The sequence below is a fragment of the Acinetobacter qingfengensis genome, from assembly GCF_008693185.1.
GTDB classification, from domain to species: domain Bacteria; phylum Pseudomonadota; class Gammaproteobacteria; order Pseudomonadales; family Moraxellaceae; genus Acinetobacter; species Acinetobacter qingfengensis.
In genome coordinates, this window is the sequence record NZ_VXKN01000001.1 from 420,917 (window position 1) to 443,193 (window position 22,277).

21 protein-coding genes are annotated in these 22,277 nt (G+C 35.8%); 13 read left to right on the plus strand and 8 right to left on the minus strand.

All coding sequences use genetic code 11. The annotated features are described in order from the left end of the window. The first annotated feature begins 11 nt into the window (after positions 1–11). The 4 genes from F4V57_RS01860 (at position 12) to F4V57_RS01875 (ending at position 3,986) form a co-directional block, all read left to right on the plus strand. Positions 12–902 (plus strand): DUF3829 domain-containing protein, encoded by an 891-nt coding sequence (locus F4V57_RS01860; protein ID WP_171257538.1) that lies wholly within the window; start codon positions 12–14, stop codon positions 900–902. A 440-nt stretch (positions 903–1,342) separates the two neighbouring features. Further along, the gene (locus tag F4V57_RS01865) at positions 1,343–1,594 is read left to right on the plus strand and encodes a hypothetical protein (protein WP_070069825.1); all 252 of its coding nucleotides are present in this window, start codon (positions 1,343–1,345) and stop codon (positions 1,592–1,594) included. Positions 1,595–1,777: 183 nt separating this feature from the next. Continuing rightward, the gene (locus F4V57_RS01870) at positions 1,778–3,064 is read left to right on the plus strand and encodes an OprO/OprP family phosphate-selective porin (RefSeq protein ID WP_070069824.1); all 1,287 of its coding nucleotides are present in this window, start codon (positions 1,778–1,780) and stop codon (positions 3,062–3,064) included. Positions 3,065–3,074: 10 nt separating this feature from the next. After that, the gene (locus F4V57_RS01875) at positions 3,075–3,986 is read left to right on the plus strand and encodes a ParB/Srx family N-terminal domain-containing protein (RefSeq protein WP_070069823.1); all 912 of its coding nucleotides are present in this window, start codon (positions 3,075–3,077) and stop codon (positions 3,984–3,986) included. Between the two features lie 109 nt (positions 3,987–4,095). Here F4V57_RS01875 and F4V57_RS01880 read toward each other — a convergent pair whose 3' ends face one another. The 4 genes from F4V57_RS01880 to F4V57_RS01895 are packed head-to-tail and all read right to left on the minus strand — an operon-like array spanning position 4,096 to position 7,905. Then, positions 4,096–4,887, minus strand: a complete 792-nt coding sequence (locus tag F4V57_RS01880; protein ID WP_070069822.1) for an ABC transporter ATP-binding protein — start codon at positions 4,885–4,887, stop codon at positions 4,096–4,098. A 12-nt stretch (positions 4,888–4,899) separates the two neighbouring features. Continuing rightward, entirely contained in the window at positions 4,900–5,712 is an 813-nt protein-coding gene (gene ssuC / locus F4V57_RS01885) for an aliphatic sulfonate ABC transporter permease SsuC (protein WP_070069821.1), read from the minus strand. After that, a complete protein-coding gene (ssuD, locus tag F4V57_RS01890) occupies positions 5,709–6,881 on the minus strand; it encodes an FMNH2-dependent alkanesulfonate monooxygenase (RefSeq protein WP_070069820.1) in 1,173 nt (390 codons plus the stop codon). Before ssuD ends, ssuC begins: the two co-directional genes overlap by 4 nt. Before the next feature lie 43 nt (positions 6,882–6,924). Continuing rightward, entirely contained in the window at positions 6,925–7,905 is a 981-nt protein-coding gene (locus tag F4V57_RS01895) for a sulfonate ABC transporter substrate-binding protein (protein WP_070069819.1), read from the minus strand. A 439-nt stretch (positions 7,906–8,344) separates the two neighbouring features. On the opposite strand from F4V57_RS01895, the gene F4V57_RS01900 reads away from it, so the two are divergent. Beyond that, positions 8,345–9,520 (plus strand): acyl-CoA dehydrogenase family protein, encoded by a 1,176-nt coding sequence (locus F4V57_RS01900; RefSeq protein ID WP_070069818.1) that lies wholly within the window; start codon positions 8,345–8,347, stop codon positions 9,518–9,520. A gap of 30 nt (positions 9,521–9,550) precedes the next feature. Here the strand turns inward: F4V57_RS01900 and F4V57_RS01905 are convergent, their stop codons facing one another. Then, positions 9,551–10,129: a cysteine hydrolase family protein gene (locus F4V57_RS01905; protein WP_070069817.1), complete on the minus strand. Its 579-nt coding sequence runs from the start codon at positions 10,127–10,129 to the stop codon at positions 9,551–9,553. 104 nt (positions 10,130–10,233) lie between these two features. Between F4V57_RS01905 and F4V57_RS01910 the strand changes: the two genes are divergently transcribed. After that, entirely contained in the window at positions 10,234–10,635 is a 402-nt protein-coding gene (locus F4V57_RS01910; RefSeq protein WP_070069816.1) for an Lrp/AsnC family transcriptional regulator, read from the plus strand. A 102-nt stretch (positions 10,636–10,737) separates the two neighbouring features. On the opposite strand, the gene sfnG is transcribed toward F4V57_RS01910, so the two are convergent. Continuing rightward, on the minus strand, positions 10,738–11,829 hold the full coding sequence (gene sfnG, locus F4V57_RS01915; protein WP_070069815.1) for a dimethylsulfone monooxygenase SfnG: 1,092 nt from the start codon (positions 11,827–11,829) through the stop codon (positions 10,738–10,740). A gap of 48 nt (positions 11,830–11,877) precedes the next feature. Further along, a complete protein-coding gene (msuE, locus tag F4V57_RS01920; protein WP_070069814.1) occupies positions 11,878–12,606 on the minus strand; it encodes an FMN reductase in 729 nt (242 codons plus the stop codon). 255 nt (positions 12,607–12,861) lie between these two features. Here msuE and F4V57_RS01925 point away from each other — a divergent pair, with 255 nt between their 5' ends. From F4V57_RS01925 to F4V57_RS01945, 5 genes are all read left to right on the plus strand, one after another. Next, entirely contained in the window at positions 12,862–14,112 is a 1,251-nt protein-coding gene (locus tag F4V57_RS01925; RefSeq protein ID WP_070070609.1) for an SfnB family sulfur acquisition oxidoreductase, read from the plus strand. 41 nt (positions 14,113–14,153) lie between these two features. Further along, entirely contained in the window at positions 14,154–15,404 is a 1,251-nt protein-coding gene (locus F4V57_RS01930; protein WP_070070608.1) for an acyl-CoA dehydrogenase family protein, read from the plus strand. Between the two features lie 204 nt (positions 15,405–15,608). After that, positions 15,609–17,315, plus strand: coding sequence for a M61 family metallopeptidase (locus F4V57_RS01935; RefSeq protein WP_070070607.1), 1,707 nt, complete (start codon positions 15,609–15,611; stop codon positions 17,313–17,315). 8 nt (positions 17,316–17,323) lie between these two features. Next, positions 17,324–17,815: a hypothetical protein gene (locus tag F4V57_RS01940; protein ID WP_070070606.1), complete on the plus strand. Its 492-nt coding sequence runs from the start codon at positions 17,324–17,326 to the stop codon at positions 17,813–17,815. Next, complete coding sequence (locus F4V57_RS01945) at positions 17,812–18,396, plus strand: uracil-DNA glycosylase family protein (RefSeq protein WP_070070605.1); 585 nt, start codon at positions 17,812–17,814, stop codon at positions 18,394–18,396. Before F4V57_RS01940 ends, F4V57_RS01945 begins: the two co-directional genes overlap by 4 nt. 1 nt (position 18,397) lies before the next feature. Here the strand turns inward: F4V57_RS01945 and F4V57_RS01950 are convergent, their stop codons facing one another. Then, positions 18,398–18,736, minus strand: a complete 339-nt coding sequence (locus tag F4V57_RS01950; RefSeq protein WP_070070604.1) for an ArsR/SmtB family transcription factor — start codon at positions 18,734–18,736, stop codon at positions 18,398–18,400. Between the two features lie 885 nt (positions 18,737–19,621). Here F4V57_RS01950 and F4V57_RS01955 point away from each other — a divergent pair. Next, positions 19,622–20,023 carry a DUF2946 family protein gene (locus F4V57_RS01955; protein WP_070070369.1) on the plus strand — a complete coding sequence of 134 codons (402 nt, stop codon included), beginning with the start codon at positions 19,622–19,624 and terminating at the stop codon, positions 20,021–20,023. Between the two features lie 53 nt (positions 20,024–20,076). Next, positions 20,077–22,179 carry a TonB-dependent receptor gene (locus F4V57_RS01960; protein ID WP_070070368.1) on the plus strand — a complete coding sequence of 701 codons (2,103 nt, stop codon included), beginning with the start codon at positions 20,077–20,079 and terminating at the stop codon, positions 22,177–22,179. Positions 22,180–22,277: the final 98 nt, after the last annotated feature.

The following is a 22,277-nucleotide window of genomic DNA, read 5'->3' on the forward strand; positions in this document are numbered from 1 at the left end:
ATGATATGAGAGTGAGCAAAATATTTCTGTCCGCAATGATTTGTTCAGTTTTATTAGCCGGTTGTGATGAGAAAAAACAGGCTGATCATGAAACCAGTGAAAATACAGCGCCTGCTGATACAGTTCGTATAAATGATCATATTGCGATTGCAAATCAGCTGACTGGTTTATCGGGAGTTGAACAAGCGCAAGCACAATATTTAAAACAGAAAATAGCAACAGCTACACCAGATAAAGCGATAGATTATCCTTCCTTAAATTATAAGTATCTGAATGAAAAATTTTCTGCATTAAAAGATGTCAGTAGCTTAAGTCCTGCTTTACAAACAGCAAGTAAAGATTTAAAAGTTAAAATTCATGCTTTAGAACAAGATTATAATGAATTTAACATTTACTATGACAGCGGTGAATATAAAACTGATCAATTAGCCAAGGGTAAAAAAGCTGATGCTCAAATCCAGCAGCATTTTAAGGAGGCGGTAGACAGTTTTCAAAGATTTCAGATTGCTTTAAATGAAGTTTATAGTAAAGAAAAGAAAAAAGAACTTGAGAAATTAAAAGAAAGTGGAAACGCCTATGCATATCATCGGGCTGCAGCACTTGATGCATCAGAGAGATTGGTATCGGTCTTTCAAACAGAACAGGACATAACTAATCCAGCTAAATATAAAGAAGCAGATGCGATTGCCGATCAGTTACAGCAGGAACTCAATCAACTCAATACTGAATATAATAAAAATAAAGAAAAAGATCCTAAAATTGCAACCGATACTGTTTTAATGAGTTTAAGCTCATGTTTAAAATATTATCGGGAATTTAAACAAAGTAAGAATCAGTATGATTTTAAGTTTATGATTGATGCTTATAATAGTGCAGTACAATATTCAAACTTTCGCTCATAAGCTTTGAGAAATTGTGATTGAGCCAGATTTTATTTTAAAAAGAAAGTTGCAGATTTTTATCATAGGTTGTAAGGCTTAAAATGAGTAACTTTCTTTGCTGAACAGTGAATTAAATGGCTTTTGTATACCGGAAAGGTAATGTGACAAGGATGCGTATGAAATAAAGTTGACTTCTTGGTTTAAATTGGATCTAGCTAGATTTTCATAAAGAAATTGCAGTCATAATTTAAAGTATTTAGGTAAAATTCATAAAAATATTTCATGACTAAAATTATCAACTTATTTACATCGACACAGGCAATACAGCAAAAAATAAAAAAATACATTTTTTGTTGATTAAATAAACAAAAAGATGCAAATAACTCTTTTCCAGAAGGCGATAGATTGCTACATTTCGCCTTAAGAAAAAATGAGTTATTGGGGTTATAGGAGATGCGCTCATGACCGATGCAAACGATTATGATGATGAAGATCGTGAAGATAAAACAGTTGACGAAGATGAAGCTAATGCAGCCGAAAAAGGTGGCAATGATGAGTCGAGTGGTGTCTCTGATTTAGACCTTGCAGAAGCGGAAACATTAACAGTCACAGCAAAGCAACATATCCGTGAACAACTTGAAGATGAAGTAGCTAGATTTCTGGCACAAGGTGGACAAATTACACAGGTTCCACCCGATGAGTCTGCAAATTAATGCTTAAATAGATTTTAAAAGTCTGCTAAATCAAGAGTTTGGCAGATTTTTTATTGCCTCTTATTTTTGTAAAAAACTTAATTTTATATCAAAGTATTTTTATATAACCTAATACATTTCGTCATGAAAAAGAAACATAAAGAACGTATAAAAAGTACAATTTTTTGATTATGGACTTAACAAATGCAACTTAAACCTATCTTATTGGCAATTCTTGCCTTAACAGCAGGTCATATTACTTATGCAGATCAATCATTTGATTATTCTGCAAATTTGAAAGATGGCTTTAGCCTGTCAGGATATGGTTCATCTATTGCACTTGAAGGTCGAATACAATATGACTTTGTGAATTTTGAAGGATTTTCTGCAGCGAGCCAAACTAAGGCATTTGATAATTCTAATGATTCCTTTGTTCGCCGTGGTAATCTTGGTTTATCAGGAGTAGTTCATGAAGTATTACCTTATGAGGCTCGAGTGGCTTATGATCGAAAAACACATGATTTTTCTTTCGATCGGGCATGGGTTGGTTTTACAGGTCTGGAAAATATTGGGGTTTATGCAGGCCGATTTAAATATAACTGGGGACTGGAAGGCGCGACCAGTTCTAGTTGGACAACCTCAAATGAACGGCCTATCATGTATGATTTAACTACTGGACGAGATGATCTGGATTATGGTTATCAAATTACTTCTTCAGGGTTAAATCATAGTTTAGCTGTGGCTTTGGCAAAGCCATATTTTGATCGTGATGAAGAAAATCCCAATAAAAATTTTGGTTATTATGCCAAATTTACTTTTGCACCGATTATTAAGCCAAATGAAGTTTTACATTTGGGCTTAAATTATCATGATGCTAATCCGGATAATAATGATACAAAAATAGCGACACGTTTAGAAACAAGAAGCGATCAGGATGATAAATTAAGATTTGCAGAAGTTAATAATACATATCAGGATCGGGAAGCTGTTGCAGAACTTGCATATCAAAAAAATAACTTAAGATTACAGGGCGAATATTTTTATCGTGAGGTAAAAGGCAAAGATATTGGTAAAAAGAAAACTGAATTACAAAATGTACGCTTACAAGGTGGCTATATACAAGCATCTTATTTATGGAATGCAAGTCGTAAATATAATGTTGCAGAAGGAAAATGGGGAAAACCTACCCAATTTAATACATTTGAACCATTTTTGCGTTATGAATATAGCCAGATAGAACCAAATGAAGCTGCATCTAAAAAAGAAATGAATAACAATGTTGATGGTATTCGTGCAATCAATAGAGAAGACAAATATAAGATTAATAGTTATGTTGCAGGTATTAACTATTTTATGAATGAAAATATAAGATTTACTTTATCATATATTTATTCAGAACTTGGTAATGTTGATACCTCAAGAAATATTAATGGTATTAAAGTTAAAGATAATAACCAAACTGTTGTTGGTCGTATTCAGTTTGTTTTCTAGGAATTTAATCATGCGTTTTATTTATGGATGCGTAGGATTGGCATTAATGGTATCTAGTCCTCTAAGCACAGCAAAAAATCAGATAAATTCTGTTCCGCTGGGAATAATTCAGGTCAATTTGGCTGATTTACACCCAACACAGCCAGCAGTAGGTGACCGTCAGATAAGTTATAAGGTACAAAGGTATCATTATGAACCTAAAAAAATGTTTGATGATTATTGTGAAGCCACTGGTGCAGTAGCAGTAAAAAGTTTTAACAGACAATCAACATTGAGAAACTTACAATCTTTTCAATGTCAGGAAAATTTTGGTACTCAACCAAATGCAATGAAAACAGTTGTAAAAGCACCTGATGGGCAATTTTATTTAACCGATGGTCATCATTTTGTCAGTCAAATTATGAAGGTTTCAGGTGCAGATACGCCATTATTTGTTTATTTAACGCATGATTATAGTCAGTTAAAAGATATGACGACTTTTGCTGAAGAAATGCAAAAACAGCAACTTGTCTGGTTGAATTATCAAAATCAAACTGTAAAATTTTCAGAATTACCTGAACATGTCACAGTAGATGATTTAAAAAATGATGAATATCGCTCTTTAATGTATTTTTTAAGGGAAGTGGCGTTTAAAAAACCTAATCAGGCTGCACCATTTTACGAGTTTTATCTTGCTGAATGGATCAGTAAAAAAGTTCCATTATCCACATTAAATTTATCTAATAAGATAGATTATGCGGTAGCTTTGAAAAATATTGGCAAAGCAATGATTCAATCACCGTCTGATGAAGTTGTCGCAGTGATTCACGGTAAAAAATATACTGTAAGAGATATGGGGATTTATCAAAAATTTAATGAAAATGAATATAAAAAACTTTTTGCGCCAACAGGAAAAGTAACTTATGCATTTTCTGAAAAATAAATATGTCTAATAACGAAAAATAGCGAGAAGCTGTCTTTACTTCTCGTTATTTTATTTAAGTTTGATTGCGCTGATTAAATTATCAATACTATAAGAAATAATTTGTAGATCATGTATTTAAAACAGCTTCTAAAACGGCTTGTTCAAGTTCAGCAAATGCAACACCTTTTTTACGTGGACGTGCCAAATTAACCTGAAATTGTTGTGCAATATGGCCTTTATCCAATAAGATGATTCGATCTGCCAGTTGAACGGCTTCGCTTACATCATGGGTCACTAAAATGGCAGTAAAGCCCTGTTCAAGCCAAAGCTTTTCAATCAAATTTTGCATTTCCAGACGAGTTAAAGCATCTAAAGCACCCAATGGTTCATCCAGTAAAAGGATACGTGGTCGATGAGATAATGCACGTGCCAAAGCAGTACGCTGTCGCTGGCCACCGGATAATTGGCTTGGCCAGAGTTTGGCTTTTTCTGCAAGACCTACTTTGTTTAATAAGTTTTGAGCAATATTAAATTGTGTTTTTTCTAGTCCTAGCTGAACGTTATCTTCAATGCTTTTCCATGGTAACAATCTTGGATCCTGAAACATAACACGTATATCGTGCTTCTGAATACTTTGATGATTCTTTTGAGAGATAAACTGAATCTCGCCTTGATCGGCATGTTCTAATTCTGCAATTAAGCGTAACAGCGTACTTTTACCGCAACCACTACGACCCACGATTGCCACAAATTCTCCAGCAGCAATGTTCAGATTGAGATTTTGCAGTACAGTAACATTTCCATAAAACTTGGAAAGTTGCTGAATGTGAATATCTGCACCTGTGATGGCAACTGGTTTGCTTTCAGCTCTTTCCAGATGAACGGCTTCGTCACTATATAGGATATTTAAGTTACTCATGATTGTATCCTCTTAATGATTTTGATAACCGGCATGCCAGCGCAGGAGATAGTGTTCAAGTGATTTGGCAAAGCTATCTGCGAGTTTACCGAGTATGGCGTACAAAATAATTCCTACGAGTACCACATCTGTCTGTAAAAATTCACGTGCATTCATGGTCATATAACCAATACCTGATTGTGCAGAAATTGTTTCTGCCACAATCAACAATACCCAGACCAATCCAAGCGAAAAACGTAATCCAACCAAAATCGATGGCATTGCTCCTGGTAAAATAATATCTTTATATAACTGCCAGCGGGTTAAGCCATAACTTTTACCCATTTCGATCAATTGTGGATCAACCGAACGAATACCATGATAAGTGTTGACATAAATTGGAAAAAATACACCCACAGCAACTAAAAATAATTTGGCAGTTTCATCAATTCCGAACCATAAAATTACCAATGGAATTAGCGCAAGAGCAGGGATGTTACGGATCATTTGTAATGTGGTATCGAGTAAATTGGAAAAAAAACGTGATGAACCATTTAATAAACCTAAAAGTAACCCTAAACCACCACCAACCAATAATCCGAGTAATGCGCGTCCGGCACTGATTTTGACGTGATGCCAAAGTTCACCACTGATGAGTAATGTCCAGAATGCTGCAATCACAGCAGTAGGTGCTGGCAAAATACGGCTTTCCAATAAACCAGTACTAGAGCAGATTTGCCAAAAAGCAATAAGGGCAATGGGCACTAACCACGGCAGAATTTTCTGCCATGATTTTTGTAATACGCGATTTTTGATTTTTGGTGCCTTGGAGGCAGTCTGGTTCATAACACCTCCTCAGTTTTTTTATTTTTGGCTGCATCAGGGACATAATTATTGGCAATAATTTCGCCAAAAGGCCCTGTTAAGTTTGGTTGTACCAGTTTTTTCTGGGTCTCTAATGGTAGTAACGGGAATACCAGTTCAGCAAAACGATAGGCTTCTTCAAGATGTGGATATCCTGAAAAAATAAATGTATCAATTCCAAGATCTGCATATTCCTGAATACGTGCAGCAACAGTTTCCGGATCACCGACCAATGCTGTTCCGGCCCCACCACGAACCAAACCTATACCAGCCCATAAATTTGGAGAGACTTCAAGCTTGTCACGTTTTCCACCATGTAAGGCTGCCATACGATGTTGGCCGACAGAGTCCATTTGTGCAAATTTTTTCTGTGCCGCGGCAATAGTTTCATCATCCACATATTGAATCAGTTCATCTGCGGCAGCCCAAGCCTGTTCATTAGTTTCACGTACAATGACATGCAAGCGTATACCGTAACTGAGTTGACGACCTTTTTCTTCTGCTCTGGCTTTTACAACGGCAATTTTTTCTTTGACTGCGGCAGGTGGTTCACCCCACGTTAAATAGGTGTCTACCTGTTCTGCTGCAAGATCAATAGCAACATCTGACGAGCCACCAAACCATAATGGTGGATGAGGTTGTTGAACTGGTGGATAAAGTAATTTTGCATCATCTACCTGTAAACGCTCGCCATGAAAATTAAAACTTTCTCCTGTATGTGAGCGGGTCAAAATTTCACGCCAGATTTTTACATATTCATTGGCGGTTTGATAACGAGTTTTGTGGTCTTCGTATAAACCATCGCCTTTTAATTCTTCCTCATCACCACCAGTAACCAGATTTAATAAAATACGTCCATTGGATAAACGATCAAATGTAGCTGCCATACGTGCAGTTAATGCTGGTGTTGTCACACCAGGACGCAGTGCGACTAGAAATTTCAGATTTTCAGTAGCATCAATTAAGCTGGCCGCAGTGATCCACGGATCTTCGCAGGAACGCCCGGTTGGAATCAATACCCCTTCATAACCTAAATTATCTACAGCAACAGCTATTTGCTTCATATAAGCATGATCAACCTGACGGGCACCTTTGCTTGTACCTAAATAACGACTGTCACCATGTGTAGGAATAAACCAAAAAATTTTCATATACATCACCTAGTTACATTGAATTCCAAAATACGTTCAGGGCTTATTCAGTTTTTAAAATGGCATCATGAATCTTGATGGAATTTGGAATAAGTTTTTGTTGATAAAAGGCATCGGCAACAGCCTGCTGCTCTGTGATCACTTTGTCACTGATTGGCGTTACACCAAAGCCCATACGGGAGATTGAGGTTTTAAGGATGTTGAAATCCAAACCTGTTGGTTTTTCAAGAAGTTTTGCTGCATCATCCTGATGAGTTTTGACCCATTCAGTGGTTTGATTTAGCTCAGTCACAATCTGTTTTAGAACTTGAGGATGTTGCTGGGCAAATTTACGATCTGCCAGATAGAATTGATGATTACTGACAAGGTTCTGTCCTGTTGCCAATGCGCGGGCACCTAATTGTTGTTCTGCGGCAGCAAAGAACGGATCCCAAATTACCCATGCATCAATTGATTTACGTTCAAAGGCGGCGCGCGCATCAGCAGGGGTTAAATATACTACTTGAATGTCACTGAGTTTTAACCCATTTTTTTCCAGAATTTTTAATAATAAGTAGTGGACATTCGAGCCTTTATTTAAGGCTACCCGTTTACCTTTTAAGTCCTGAATAGAATGGATAGGAGAGTCTTTAGCAACAATCAGGGCTTCAGCTGCCGGTGCAGGGGGTTGGTTGGCAACATAAATTAAATTGGGACTGGCTGCCTGAGCAAAAATAGGTGGCGCTTCGCCAGATTCACCCAATACTACACTACCTACATTCAAGCCTTCCAGTAATTGAGGGCCGGCAGGGAATTCTACCCATTTTAGCTTAATTCCTTGTTTTTGCAATGCTTTGTCTAAATCACCACGTGCTTTGACAATTGGTAACAAACCATATTTTTGAAATCCAATTGAAACGGTTTTTAACTGATCGGTGGTTTGTTCAGTTGAGGATTGTTGTGGATCGTTAGATTTATTGCATCCACTGATTGCAAATGCGAGACTTAAAATAGTGAATGCAGCAAATTTGGGTTGAAAATACATGGAATATACCTCGAATAAGAAAAATTATTTAAACAATAGTTTTAATGCGTACAGATATGCATCCACATCGCAATCGAGGTATATTGCTTGCAGTCTATAAAAGTATAAGGTTGAGAATGGAAAACATGCATATCGTACTCGCTTAATCAATTGCATTAAAATCGATAGACATTAAAGTAATAAAAAAAATAAGCGATGAAAACGAATAAAAAAGACAAACTTTATCTGAAAAATTGCATAGGAAAAAAAATGCAAAATATAGTTATAAAAATGCTAATAAATAAACTAAAAAATTATAGATATTATCAATAAATAGATCACAATGAATTCCTTAATTTTTAAACTACTTTAAAAAAGTATGTATTACGCTATTACTTTCTATTTTGACAGAAGAAAATAGAAACAATATTGTATGAAAAAATAATGTTGGAAGATTGAAATGCCATTAATACTGAATGAAGAAGATGTACTAGAAGTTGCGCATGATCTCGCAATAAAATTGAGTGAAACTGCTGCTATTCGGGATAAAAAAGGCGGAAATCCAAAGTATGAGCGTGATTTGATTCGTAAAAGTGGTTTGTTGAATTTATCTATTCCCAAAAAGTTTGGTGGTATAGGTGCGCAGTGGTCAACCATTTTTGAGTCTATTCGCATTATTGCCCAAGCGGATAGTTCAGTTGCCCATGTTTATGCTTTTCATCATTTATTGATTGCAACAGTACAATTATTTTCTAAACCTGAGCAATATACAGGTTGGTTTCGACATTCTGCACAAAAACAGCAATTCTGGGGCAATGCGTTGAATCCATTGGATCAACGGACTAAATTACAGAAAATAGACAAGCAATATTATGTTTTTAATGGTGAGAAAAGTTTTAGTTCAGGTTCAATAGATTCAGATATGTTGCTTTGTTCAGCACATGATGAACACGATAAGTTATGGATTGCAGTTATTCCCACTACACGGCAAGGTATTTATTTTAAAGGTGATTGGGATAATATGGGGCAACGGCAGACGGATAGTGGCACAACACAATTTGAACAAGTTCGTATTTATCAATCAGAATTTTTGCTAGATCCAGGGCCATTAAGTACACCTTATACCAGTTTGCGACCTTTGCTCGCACAGCTTATATTTGTACATTTATTTTTAGGTGTGGCTGAAGGTGCTTTTGAATATGCAAAAGCACAGATTCAGACACAAAAAGCCTGGTTTAAATCCAATGCGACACAGGCTGTTAATGATCCTTATATCCAACAGCATTTTGCAGCATTCTGGGTGAAGTTGGAAAGTGTACGCTTATTGGCACGACAAGCTATTACAAAATTTAGTCAGGCATGGGCAGTTGGTGAAAATTTAACTGAGCAGCAGCGAGGGGAGGTTTCTATTGCAATTGCTACGGCCAAGATTGCAGCCACCGAAACTAGTCTAGAGATCACCCAAAATATCTTTCAGGTTCTGGGAGCAAGAGCAACCACTGCAAAACTTAATTTGGATCGTTTCTGGCGTAATGTACGCACCCAAACCTTACATGATCCGATAGATTACAAATATCAGGAAGTTGGGGAATGGGTGTTAACAGCAAAAGTACCTGATCCAAGTTTTTACTCTTAAATCAAAAAATTATTGTGGTATCAGGTGAGTTTAATTTACAACACGATGATTTTGGCATGATGATGGTGGGTATGTAGTCAAAAATTGTTGTGTCGATTGTAGTTGAGCAAATCGACTTAGCGCGGCCAAAAATGCAATCTGTACATCTTGAGCAGCGACTGTTTTGCCCAGATCATTTAGATCTTTTGTTGCGGTTGCGTCGTGAATCAGAATAGGCTGAAACCCTAATTCTGCTGCATGGCGTGTTGTAGAATCAATGCACATGTGTGTCATCATACCTGTGATTACAAGTTGTTCAATCGCTAAATGCTGTAATGTCTGCTGTAATGTAGTTTGATAAAAACTATTTGGATAACGTTTGCTAACAATAATAGCATCAGCAGCTAACGCTAGCTCTGTATGAAGTTCTGCTCCGATGGTATTTTCATAAAAGAATTTGCTGTTTTCAGAATTAAAATGCTGAATATAAATTACAGGTAACTTTTGTGAATGGAAAAAATGTTCAAGTAAATGAATATTTTTTAAGGCCTGTTCAGGCTGAAATAATGGCATTTTTTCACCCTGAAAATAATCATTTTGTACATCGATAATTAATAATGCTTGTTTCATTCTAGACGCTTACGTAAATAGACAACTTCATGGTAGGTTAATTAAATAAATTCTGTTATATAATATTGAAAATAATCTTTTTAATTTTCTTTCGTAGTGAAAATATGTTGCAATTAGATGATATAGATCAAAAAATTATAAATTTATTACAGCTGGATTCCAGATTAAGCCATAAAGAGATTGGTCAACGAGTACACCGTACGGGGCAGGCTGTAGGTATGCGTATTACACAACTGATTGAACAGGGTATTATTCAAAAATATACGATTACCGTGAATCATCAACATAAGCAGTTTATCCAACTATATTTAAATGAACAGCAATCCTTTACAGAAGTTGAATATCTGGTAAAACAATATTCACAGATTCAAGAGTGCCATAAAGTTTTGGGCAAAGCTTGTTATATGGTTGTTAGCAATTTTGAACCTCAGGATTTAAATCAGTTTATTGAAAAAATTTCACAATGGTGCCGTTATTCTGTTGAAACAGTCATTAAGACAATTTAACGATAGAATCATTTACACTCTCGTAAAAATCCAGATAAAAGAAAACCCTAATAAAAATTCATATTAGGGTGTCGCCATAAAAAAATAAAGGTGATATAAAAATTATGCTAATTTCTTTTCTTGTTGTTGTTCTAGTTCTCGGACTAAAGGCAATACTTTTTCTCCAAAGTATTCTACTTCTTCAATAAAGTGTAAAAAACCAGAAAGAATCAAGTCCACGCCTACATTTTTTAAGGCAACGATTCGTTCGGCAATTTGTTGTGGTGTGCCGATCAAATTGGTTTTAAACCCATCATTATATTGGACTAAATCATCAAAGGTCGATTTGGCCCAGTTTCCTTCGCCTTCTGGGCTAGCAGCACCTGCCTGACGGGTAGCATCGTCAAAAGCCTGAACAGCTTCAACATTGGCTTTTGCGATAATTTCTTCCAGTACTGCTTTTGCTTCTTCTTCGGTATCTCTGGCAATGATAAAGGCATTGATTCCAACTTTAACCTGATGATTGTTGGCTTTTGCCTTGGAACGTAAATCATCAATTTGTGCCTTGATTCCATCTACAGTATTGCCATTTGCGAAATACCAGTCCGATACCCTTGATGCCATATCTCTTGCGGCACGAGAAGTTCCTCCCTGAAAAACCTCAATATGTGGTTGCTGTATCGGCTTAGGTTTTAAGGTGTAATCTTTAAATTGATAATATTTACCATCAAAACTAAATTGATCCTGTGTCCAGATACCTTTGATACTACGAATAAATTCTTCTGAGCGTACATAGCGTTCATCATGCTCAGGCCATTCTTCGCCAATTGCATCAAATTCACCTTTAAACCAACCACTGACGACATTAATTGCAATACGCCCATTACTAATGTAATCAATGGTTGCCAGTTGTTTTGCTGCAAGTGCAGGTTTCCACGGACCAGGCAAAATAGCAGCAATAACCCTGAGGTTCTCCGTTTTTGCTAAAAGCGCCTGACTAAAACTGACAGATTCATGTTGATTCTCTGCACCATAACCTGCGGTAAAGCGAATCTGGGTTAAGGCATAGGAAAATCCATTTTTTTCAGCAGCCTGAGCAAGGCTAACATTATATTCATAGCTCCAATTGGTGCGTTGTTCGATGTTACTAACCACCAAACCCCCACTTACATTTGGAACCCAGTAAGCAAATTGAATCTCTGTTTTTGTAGTCATGGAAACCTCCATTCATCTTTTTTAATCAAAAAACTTTACGCTTGTATATCAGGCGACAGAAGCTTTTTGCGTTTTTGCATGTAGACGATTTTCAGCAGCATCGAGATCAGGAACGGCTGCCGATGGCAAAACATCATCCTGTTCAATTTGCTTATTAATACCCAATTGTTGATTGGCTTGTTGAGTTTTGTCTTTAATCACTTGTGCACGATGACCCTTGGCCGGTGCCCATTCAAGAATTGGTAATGCACGTGCAACAGCCAGTGTAATGCGTTGTTTAAGCTCTTCACTTTTTACGGTGTATTCAGGTGTGAAATCTTTGTCTGTGGCATAGACCCCAATAGGTAAAGTTTGTGCCTGAAAAAAACTAAATAAAGGGCGCAATTGATGTTCCAGTACCAGTGCATGACGATCACTACCACCTGAAGCTGCTAATAAAACCGGTACATCAACTAAAGCAGTTTGTTCTACAAAATCAAATAAATGTTTAAACAATCCTGTAAAAGATGCACGATAAACAGGTGTACCCACAATTAATGCATCAGCAGATTCAATTGCAGCCAAATCATCTTGAACACGCTGTGGTAGCTGATTACGATAAATTGCACCACCAAGTAATGGTCCAATTTCACTTAGTTTAATAAAGTGAACGTTGATTTGAGTTGCAACTGAGAGTTCATTAAGAATATTTTGTACCAAACTTTCTGTTTTTGAAGGTGTATTTAAGCCACCAGATACGGCCACAATATTTAAAGGTTGATCAGATGGAGTAGACATAATAATCGCTCAAAAATAATGTTATAGAAGTTTTATTAGTATTGAAATAAAAAACACTGATGTAAAATGAATAAATATTTTAAACTTATCTAAATAATAGATAATTATTATAAGAATAAGCTTATCATAATAATATATATAAAATAAAAATTCGATTTTAATTAAAATAATATTTTTAGCATTATTTGTTATTAAATTTATTTAAAAAAGGGTGCTAGCTTAAATCAAATCAATAACACAAGAGTTTAAGTTATTATGACCGATCTTAATCAACCGTTTTCATCTCAAACGGCAATACCTGTTAATTTTTTTGAAAATAATGAACCTGCACATATTATTAAAACTGATGAAGAAGCCATCGCAATCGCTAAAAAATTGTCAACTGAATTTGCTGTAGAAGCCTCACAGCGTGATCAGGAGCGACGTTTGCCTTTAAAGGAAATCCAAAAATATTCTCAAAGCGGCTTGTGGGCAATTACAATCCCTAAGGAATTTGGTGGTGCAGACGTCAAATATCGAACACTGGCTGAAGTTGTGAATATTATTTCTAGTGTAGACTCTTCATTGGGACAGATTGCACAAAATCATTGGGCTTTCCTTGAACATCTACGTTTGGATGCTAGTCTGGAACAACAGCAATTCTTCTTTGCACAAGTGTTGCAAGGTGCACGATTTGGGAATGCCTTTTCAGAAAAAAATAGCAAGAATGTTGCTGCACTGGAAACAAAAATACAAAAAGTAGATCAGGATCATTACGAAATTAATGGTCAAAAATTTTTTGCAACTGGTGCATTATTGGCACATTGGATCCCTGTGATCGCAGTAGATGACGAGAATAATCCTTATGCAGCTTTGGTTCCGCAACACAGTCCTGGATTAGAAATTATCAATGACTGGTCTGGTTTTGGCCAACGGACTACGGCAAGCGGAAGTGTAAACCTAAAACAGGTAAAGGTTGATGCCAAATATGTTGTTCCAGTTTACAAAGCCTTTGAGCGCCCAACAGCCGCAGGAGCAATCTCACAATATATTCAGGCAGCAGTAGATGCAGGTATTGCACGTGGTGCCATTGAACAAACCATTCAATATGTACGTCAATATACCCGTCCATGGATTGATTCTGGTTTGGAAAAAGCAAGTGATGATCCATATACCATTGCCAATATTGGGGAATTGAAAATTAGACTACATGCGGCTGAAGCTATTCTGGCACTGGCCGGAGATGCCATAGATCTGGCAAAACAGCAACCAACAGAACACAATGTTTCGCTGGCCACCTTAAAAACAGCCGAAGCAAAAGTATTAACCACAGAAATAGCGATTCTCGCGACCAATAAATTATTTGAATTGGCAGGCACCAGATCCACATTATCCGAATTAAATCTGGATCGTCATTGGCGTAATGCTCGTACGCATACATTACATGATCCTGTACGCTGGAAATACAATATTATTGGAAATTATTACCTTAATGAGATAGAACCGCCACGACATTCATGGAGTTAATTTTCATTTTTGAATATTTAAAGCATGAGAGGATAAAAATTATGAGTGATCTAAACATTGCAACATCAGAATTGTCTTTAGGCGCAGATTATGAACAGGTGGCCAAACAATTTCGTCCAGTATTTGAAAAAATTGCTGCAACAGCATTACAACGTGAGCAGCAGCGACAATTGCCTTATGAACCCATTCAATGGTTAAAAGATGCTGGTTTTGGTGCAGTGCGTATTCCTGTGCAATATGGTGGACAAGGTGTTTCATTGCCACAATTATTCCAATTACTGACAGAATTGGCAAAGGCAGATTCCAATCTAACTCAGGCATTGCGTGGACATTTTGCATTTGTGGAAGATCGTATCGTTGCTCACAAAACCGTAGCACAACAAAAGTGGTTTGAACGTTTTGTGCAGGGTGATTTGGTTGGAAATGGTTGGACTGAGGTTGGTAAAGTTAAAATTGGTGACGTAGTTACACGAGTAACCAAGAATTCACAAGGTCACTTGGTGGTTAATGGTGAAAAATATTACTCAACAGGCTCAATTTTTGCAGACTGGATTGATCTGTTTGCTTTTGATGAAACCACACAACAAAATGTTATTGCTGCAATTTCTACCCATGAAACAGGTGTTCAAATTAAAGATGACTGGGATGGTTTTGGACAACGTACGACTGGGAGTGGCACTTTAACAATTGAAAATGTGCCTGTGTTCGCAGAACATGTTTTACCTTTTGATCAACGATTTAAATATCAGACCGCTTTTTATCAAGTCTTTCATCTTGCTACACTTACAGGTATAGCCCAATCAGCAGTAGAGACTTTTACGCAGGAAGTCCAGAATCGTCAGCGTATTTTCAGTCATGGCAATGGCGATTTGGTACGTCATGATCCACAAATATTACAATTAATTGGTAAAGCATCTGCGCAAACTTATGCCAGTGAAGCCATTACACAACGTACAGCACAGGCGTTACAAACTGCTTATTTAAGTCATTTTGGTTCCTCTGAACTTAAAGATATTCAGGCAAATAATGCGGCTGAGCTGGAATCAGCTCAGGGGCAGGTCATTATTTCTGAACTGGTACTAGACTTAACCAGTCGTTTATTTAATACATTAGGTGCTTCTGCTGCAAGCTCAAGTAAATCCCTTGATCGTTTCTGGCGAAATGCTCGAGTTGTTTCTTCACATAATCCAATCATTTATAAAGAAAAAGCAATTGGAGATTGGGAAGTGAATCAGCAAGCTTTACCATTTGTCTGGCAAATTGGCGCAAGTCCAAGTATTAAAACTGCTTAAATACACCTAAAAAATCACTTATTTGAATGTTCGGATATTTTTAAATTGATGGATCAGAACATTGAATAAGTGATTTTTTGTTTTTTAACTGTCCTATAATTTACGGCAAGCAGACATTATAAAAACATCTTGAAATTTAACAGATCTTTTTCGGTAGTCTGGCAGGTGTTACACTAGTGAAATTGATTACAGGACCATGTTTGTATGATTCATTATCAGCTTGAATTTGATGACTATACGCAACATTTGATTAACGTCACCATTCGATTTTTAGCCAATCCCCAACAACAACTCTGGTTACCTACATGGATTCCGGGAAGTTACCTGATCCGTGAATTTTCTAAACATATCGAAAATGTCAAAGCCTATAATGAAGCCGGATTATCGCTAACTATCCATAAAACTCATAAGAATCGCTGGGAATTAACCAATACTGAACATGAACTGATTACTGTAGAATATCAGGTTTATGCTTATGATTTATCGGTGCGAGGCAGTTATGTTGATCAAACCCGAATTTATATCAATCCAACTACTGTTTGTTTAGGGTTAACAGATCAGGAAGATGCTGCACATGAAGTGGAAATCTTTTTGCCGACAGCTTTGAAGCATTTTAGTTTGGCTGGTGCCTTGAGCAGCAAATCATTAGTTAAGGGTCGTTATACCTTAAAAGCTAAAAATTATGCACATTTAATAGACAGTCCGTTCGAATTGGCGCAGCAACAGCAATTTAGCTTTGATGCACAAGGCATTCATCATGATTTTGTCATTTCTGGTCAACATCATGCAAATCTGGATCGCATAAAACAGGACTTGCAAAAAATTTGTGCTACAGAAATTGCTATGTTTGGTTCAGCACCTTTTGAAAAATATACTTTTTTGACCATGGCAACCGGTAGTTTATATGGTGGATTAGAACATTGTGAAAGTACCAGTTTAATTTGTCCACGTGATGATTTGCCAACAGCAAAAGAAACTGATCAACCAAGTAAAAATTATCAACGATATCTTGGATTATGTAGTCATGAATATTTTCATGCCTGGTTGGTCAAATTTATTCGTCCGGAAAATTATGTTCATCCTAACTTGAATCAGGAAGGCTACACTTCATTATTGTGGATTTTTGAAGGATTTACGTCCTATTATGATGACCTGATTTTGGCTCGAAGTCAGGTGATTTCGCAAGAAGATTATTTAAAATTACTGACAGAACAAATTAATCGTTATTTGCAGAATCCGGGACGCCAAATTCAATCGGTAAGTGAGTCCAGTTTTGATACATGGATAAAATTTTATCGTCAGGATGAAAATAGTAATAATGCTGGAACAAGCTATTATAATAAAGGTGCATTGGTTGCTTTATGTTTGGATTTAGGATTACGTAGTCATGGTTCAGGTTTAGATCATGTATTAAAAACTTTATATGCCAATACCCAAAAAGGTATTCAGGTTAACGAGCGTAGTATTTTTGAAATTTGTAAATCCTTAACTGGTCAGGATTGGGCAGATCGCTTATCATTTTTGATTAATAGTACTGAAGAATTACCACTGGATGAAGTATTGGCAGAGTTTGGTATTGATTATCAAGTTCAGACAGAGCAAACACTGGCTTTTGGTGCCAAGATTCAGGAAAAACCGGAAGGATTACTATTACAACAGGTATCAAGAACAAGTCATGCAGCACAGGCTGGTTTATCTGCACATGATATTGTCGTGGCAATTGATGGTATTAAAGCAACTGAGGCCGTATGGAAAAGCAAAGCCAAGACACAGCGTAATATGACTTGTCATGCTTTTAGACGTGACGAATTCATGCAATTTGAATTAATGGCAGAAGAATATGTTTTGCAGACTGTTAAATTACAGGTTAAAGATCAACGGAAAGTTTCTCAATGGATTTTTAACCAATAAAGATATGCATGAGCTTTATTAATCCTGAGTTAGTAAAGTCCAGTATACACGTATATCAGCTCAGACAGATTTGCGATGAAATCTGTCGGGGCAAACGCTGGCATACACTCGAAGTTGAAAATGAAATTGACAAGATTCGTTTGATTGTTGCGTTGATCGATGTGATGTATCATCAGGGCAAGCTTACACAAGCTTTAATCCTGTCACAACGTACGAATGTTTTACTACAGATGCAATCGAGTTTTGCATTACATACCATATTATCTGCACAAATGTTGTTAGCGCAATATGAGGCCACAATTGTACAATTATGTGAATATCAGCAATTTTTTCAAAAATATGGTTATCAGGACTTACAACCGATTTTACAGCGTTTTGAAATCGTTGTATTGGATCGTATACAACATCCTGTTCAGGATATTTTTGTACGAAAACTTGAACAATTTTATACAGGCGCCGTACTTCAGGTTAGTTTGCAACAGAAAAATTTATATTTATGATTGAAATTGAACATCATCCACTTCAGCCGTTTTTACCTGAGCATGCCAAAGTTCTCTTGCTAGGCAGTTTCCCGCCACCTCGTTTACGCTGGAAAATGGATTTCTATTATCCAAATTTTCAAAATGACATGTGGCGAATCATGGGGTTGATTTTTTTTCAGGACAAAAATTATTTTATTGATTTGCAAAATAGAACATTTAAAACGATTGTAATTCAGCAATTTTTACAGACAAAGGGGATTGCAATTTATGATAGTGCTATTGCTGTAAAACGCCTTAAGGGAAATGCAGCAGATTCACATTTAGAAATTGTAGAATATGCAGATTTACAAAAGATTTTAGCTCAGCTCAAACAGTGTCATCATATAATTACCACAGGCGAAAAAGCTGCGCAGACCATGATGCTTGCACTAGGGGAGAGTTTACAAGCACCGACAATTGGACAATCACAGCATATTCATCTGGGAGAAAGAACTATTTACTTACATCGTTTGCCATCATCATCTAGAGCTTATCCGATGAAATTAGAGCAGAAAGCACAACATTATGCTGCATTATTTGATCAGATTGGACTGATTTAAACTAATCTTGATGATAAAGCTTAAAAACGGTTTCTAATAACTTCAATAAATTTTCATCAGTAATACGATAAAAAATCTGTTTACCATCCCTGCGAGTTTCTACCAACTTTGAATTACGTAATACGGTAAGTTGCTGTGATAACGTAGGCTGATGAATATCAGTTAATTTTTCAATGGTTTGCACATTAAATTCATTACCAATTAACATACACAGAATTTTCATTCTATCTGGATTTGATAGGACTTTAAGTCGATCAGTAACCAAATTAATTTGATCAATCGTGATAGATGATTCTGAAACAGCCTGAAGATTTTCCAATGGGAAACGCTCCTTAATCATGGGGTATATAATATATAAAAAAATATAATAAATTACAAGAAAACACCGGAATAATCCCGATTCAGCTTATCCTCATAAAAATTGCAATATGAGTTTAAACTTGTATTGTGCTAGCTAGACATAGTGATATTGTATGGTTAAAAATCACTTTATGTAATGCTGGCCTAATGACTTTAATGGACACTCAAGGTTGAATTAAAGCGGCATTCTTGGCAAAAAATATTATATTTTTAATTTTATCTTATAAATAGCATTTTTCTGTATTTTTCAGTAACAAAAGAGATTGTGGGACTAAAATTTCATCATTTGATTGAAATTGTTAATAAATCGTATTTCTGTATATTTTTAAAAAAAAAGAAATGATCAATTTCTAGCTTGTAATTTAGAATAAAAATGTTGTGCTAATTGGCAAAAATGTACAACAAATTAGTTTAAATCACAAAGGTTAGAAAAAATAATAGGTATGTTGTGAAATTTATTTTTTACATATAAAAACGACATCTTCTTGTTAAAAATTTGCTATAGCCTGATATCAAATAATATTTAAAAAATATTTTAATGATTAAAAAATAGGTGATACATCATAATATTACAATTTAGCATATTATGTTTATTGTCGAGTATCTATCAACAATATACTGATTGAATTGGTTCTAACAATTAGAATACTATGATTAAACAGTGAGAATTATGAATATAGCTTTCCAAATTTTATTTTACTTCTGCACCATGGCTTGCCATTATTTCTGAGCAAAATTTTGAATATTGTTAAACAATAGTAACAACTAAAAAACTTTTGCGTTTTATACTGGTTTGGACAATGTTTATTTGCAATCATTTTAAAAGTTGACTATCTTGTGTCTGCTATTTTATTTGATATTGTTCATGATTCGGTTTGGTATTTTATTGGGGATTCTTGCAGTTCTATTACAGAATATGGTGTTCTGGCAAGCTTTATTACCTAAAAAAATGTACCAAAATCAAGTTTGTATCGAAATTATACATGCAATGGATCATTCAGTAGTACCATCATCACATCACCATTTAGCATTACAGCAATCTAGCCTTGAACATCATGTGAAAATCGACAGTACTATGGACTGTCACTTTTGCCAATTGTTTCATTCTAGTTTGGCAATATCTATTTCATCTCCACAATTAATTGAAATTAGAACATTGATGAGGATCATTTACCTGACTATCTCATGGTATATCTTCTTTTATCTGCAACGTCTATTTCTTTGTCCTCAAGGACGTGGTCCACCTGTATCGCCTGTTTTTGTTTAAAAATTGTTGGTTGCTTTTGCAACTTAAATCTTAATCAATGACAGAGTACGAATATGTCTAAATTTTTATTGCATCCACTTACGTGGAGTCTTGCACTGATCCAAATTTCAATAACAGTATATGCCGAACAAAACAATACTGATGCTGTGCAGGAGATTGAGCAATTGCCAACATTGGTTGTCAAAGCTGAAAAACAAAATGAAAAATTTAATTCATCACAGGCAATAACACAGTTTCAACATAATTTGCTTGATGTCCCTTTTAATAAATCCCACTTATCCGTAACTGAGCTTGAAAATTATCATATAAAAAATATCAGTGATGCACTGTCCATGGTGAGTGGCGTGTTTTATCAGGACAGTTACGGTGGTGGTGGCTGGGATAATTATTCTTTTCGTGGTTTCAGTACTGATCCGAATATGGGAACCAGTAATTTACGTAACGGTTTAAGTACAATTCCCGGTATTCATGTCCCAAGGGATATGGTTAATGTTGAAGCAGTTGATTTTTTGAAAGGACCGATGGCGGCAATGTATGGTCAAGGGGCGATTGGTGGTGTACTTCATATCAGCACTAAACAACCTGAATGGGAAACCACTCGCCGGCTTAATCTTGAAGCGGGGACAAATGACCAATACCGTGCAGCACTGGACAGCACAGGTGCAATAAATGATCAGATAGCTTATCGTTTGGCTACATCTTATGAAAATAATCATAGCTTTCGAAATTATGTCACCAATCAGCACTATTTTATTGCGCCACAACTGGTATGGAAAATTTCTGAACAAACCCAACTAAATCTGGAGAGTGAAATTGGGCAATACCAGTACGTTTTTGATCGTGGAATTCCCATGTCAAATGCTGGCAAAATATTGACTGATAAAAAGACCTTTCTGGGCGAGCCGAATGATGGTGATGTCAAAGTAAATGAGCAGATGTATCAGTTACGTTTAAACCATCAATTGAATGAGAATTGGGACAATACTTCAGCCATTACTTATGCTCAGGGTCAGCGTGAAGGTACATCAACAGAAATTGCATCAATTCATGCTGATCTCGCCAATCGTTTCCGTCGTTATCGTAAATTTAACACCGAAACGGCCCAGTTTCAGTCTATTTTACGGGGACAATTTAATACTGGTACAATTGCACATGAATTTGTTGCTAATGTTGAAGCAAGTCATTATGTTATTAAGCAAATTCAATATCGTAATGCTTCTGGTATTAACATGCCTATCAGTTTATCTTCACCTGTGTATGGCAATATTTTACCTTTATCCAGATTAACCAAACACTCAAAGGAAACACAAAATAATCTTGCTTTGAATATACAGGATCAGATTTTTCTAAATTCAAAATGGAATATTTTATTTGGCGGTCGAATAGATTATATGCAGCAGAAAATTTATGATGATAAATCTGCAATTTCAGATCAAAAAACTTATACGCCATTTAGCCCAAGAATTGGTCTGAATTATCAACCGACCTCTGCTTTATCTTTTTATAGCAACTGGGGTAAAGCTTTTGAAATGAATACTGGCTTAAAAGAGAGTACTGGTAATTTATTTGATCCAGAAACAACCCAGAGTTGGGAGATCGGTGGAAAATATCAATATGGTATGCAGAACTGGTTGAGTTTGACTTATTTTGATATGCGTAAACAGCATTTGTTGACAGAAGGTGTTTTTGATAGTTATGTTGATAATGGTGAAGTTAAAAGTCAAGGACTTGAGTTGAACTGGCAACATCAATTTTTTGATGCTTTAACCTTATCTGCAAATTATAGCTATACTGATGCGAAAGTGATTAAAAGCGAAACAGAACGCTCAGGTGCAAGATTAAAAAATATTCCCAAACATGCAGCAAATTTAAGTGGTGAATATACTTTTAATCTTTTTGGATATGCATCAGGATTAACCAGTAATGTAAATTATTATGCTCAAAGAAGTGCGAATTATAAAGATAATGGCACAACTTTACCTTCTTTTCTGCTATTAAATTTAGGTGCATATACTCAGTTGACACCCATGCTTAAAGTACAGCTTAATATACATAATGTTTTTGACCGTGATTATTATGTTGCAAGTTATACCAATTACTGGATTATGCCGGGCGAGCCGTTAAAAGCAACTGTGAGTCTAGTTTTTAATTTCTAAATCTGATTGTAAAAAATAAACAAATAGATTTTTGTGAAAGTCTCTAGAAAGTCATTAAATTTACTTATTATCAAGATAGTTTAATGACTTTCATAAAA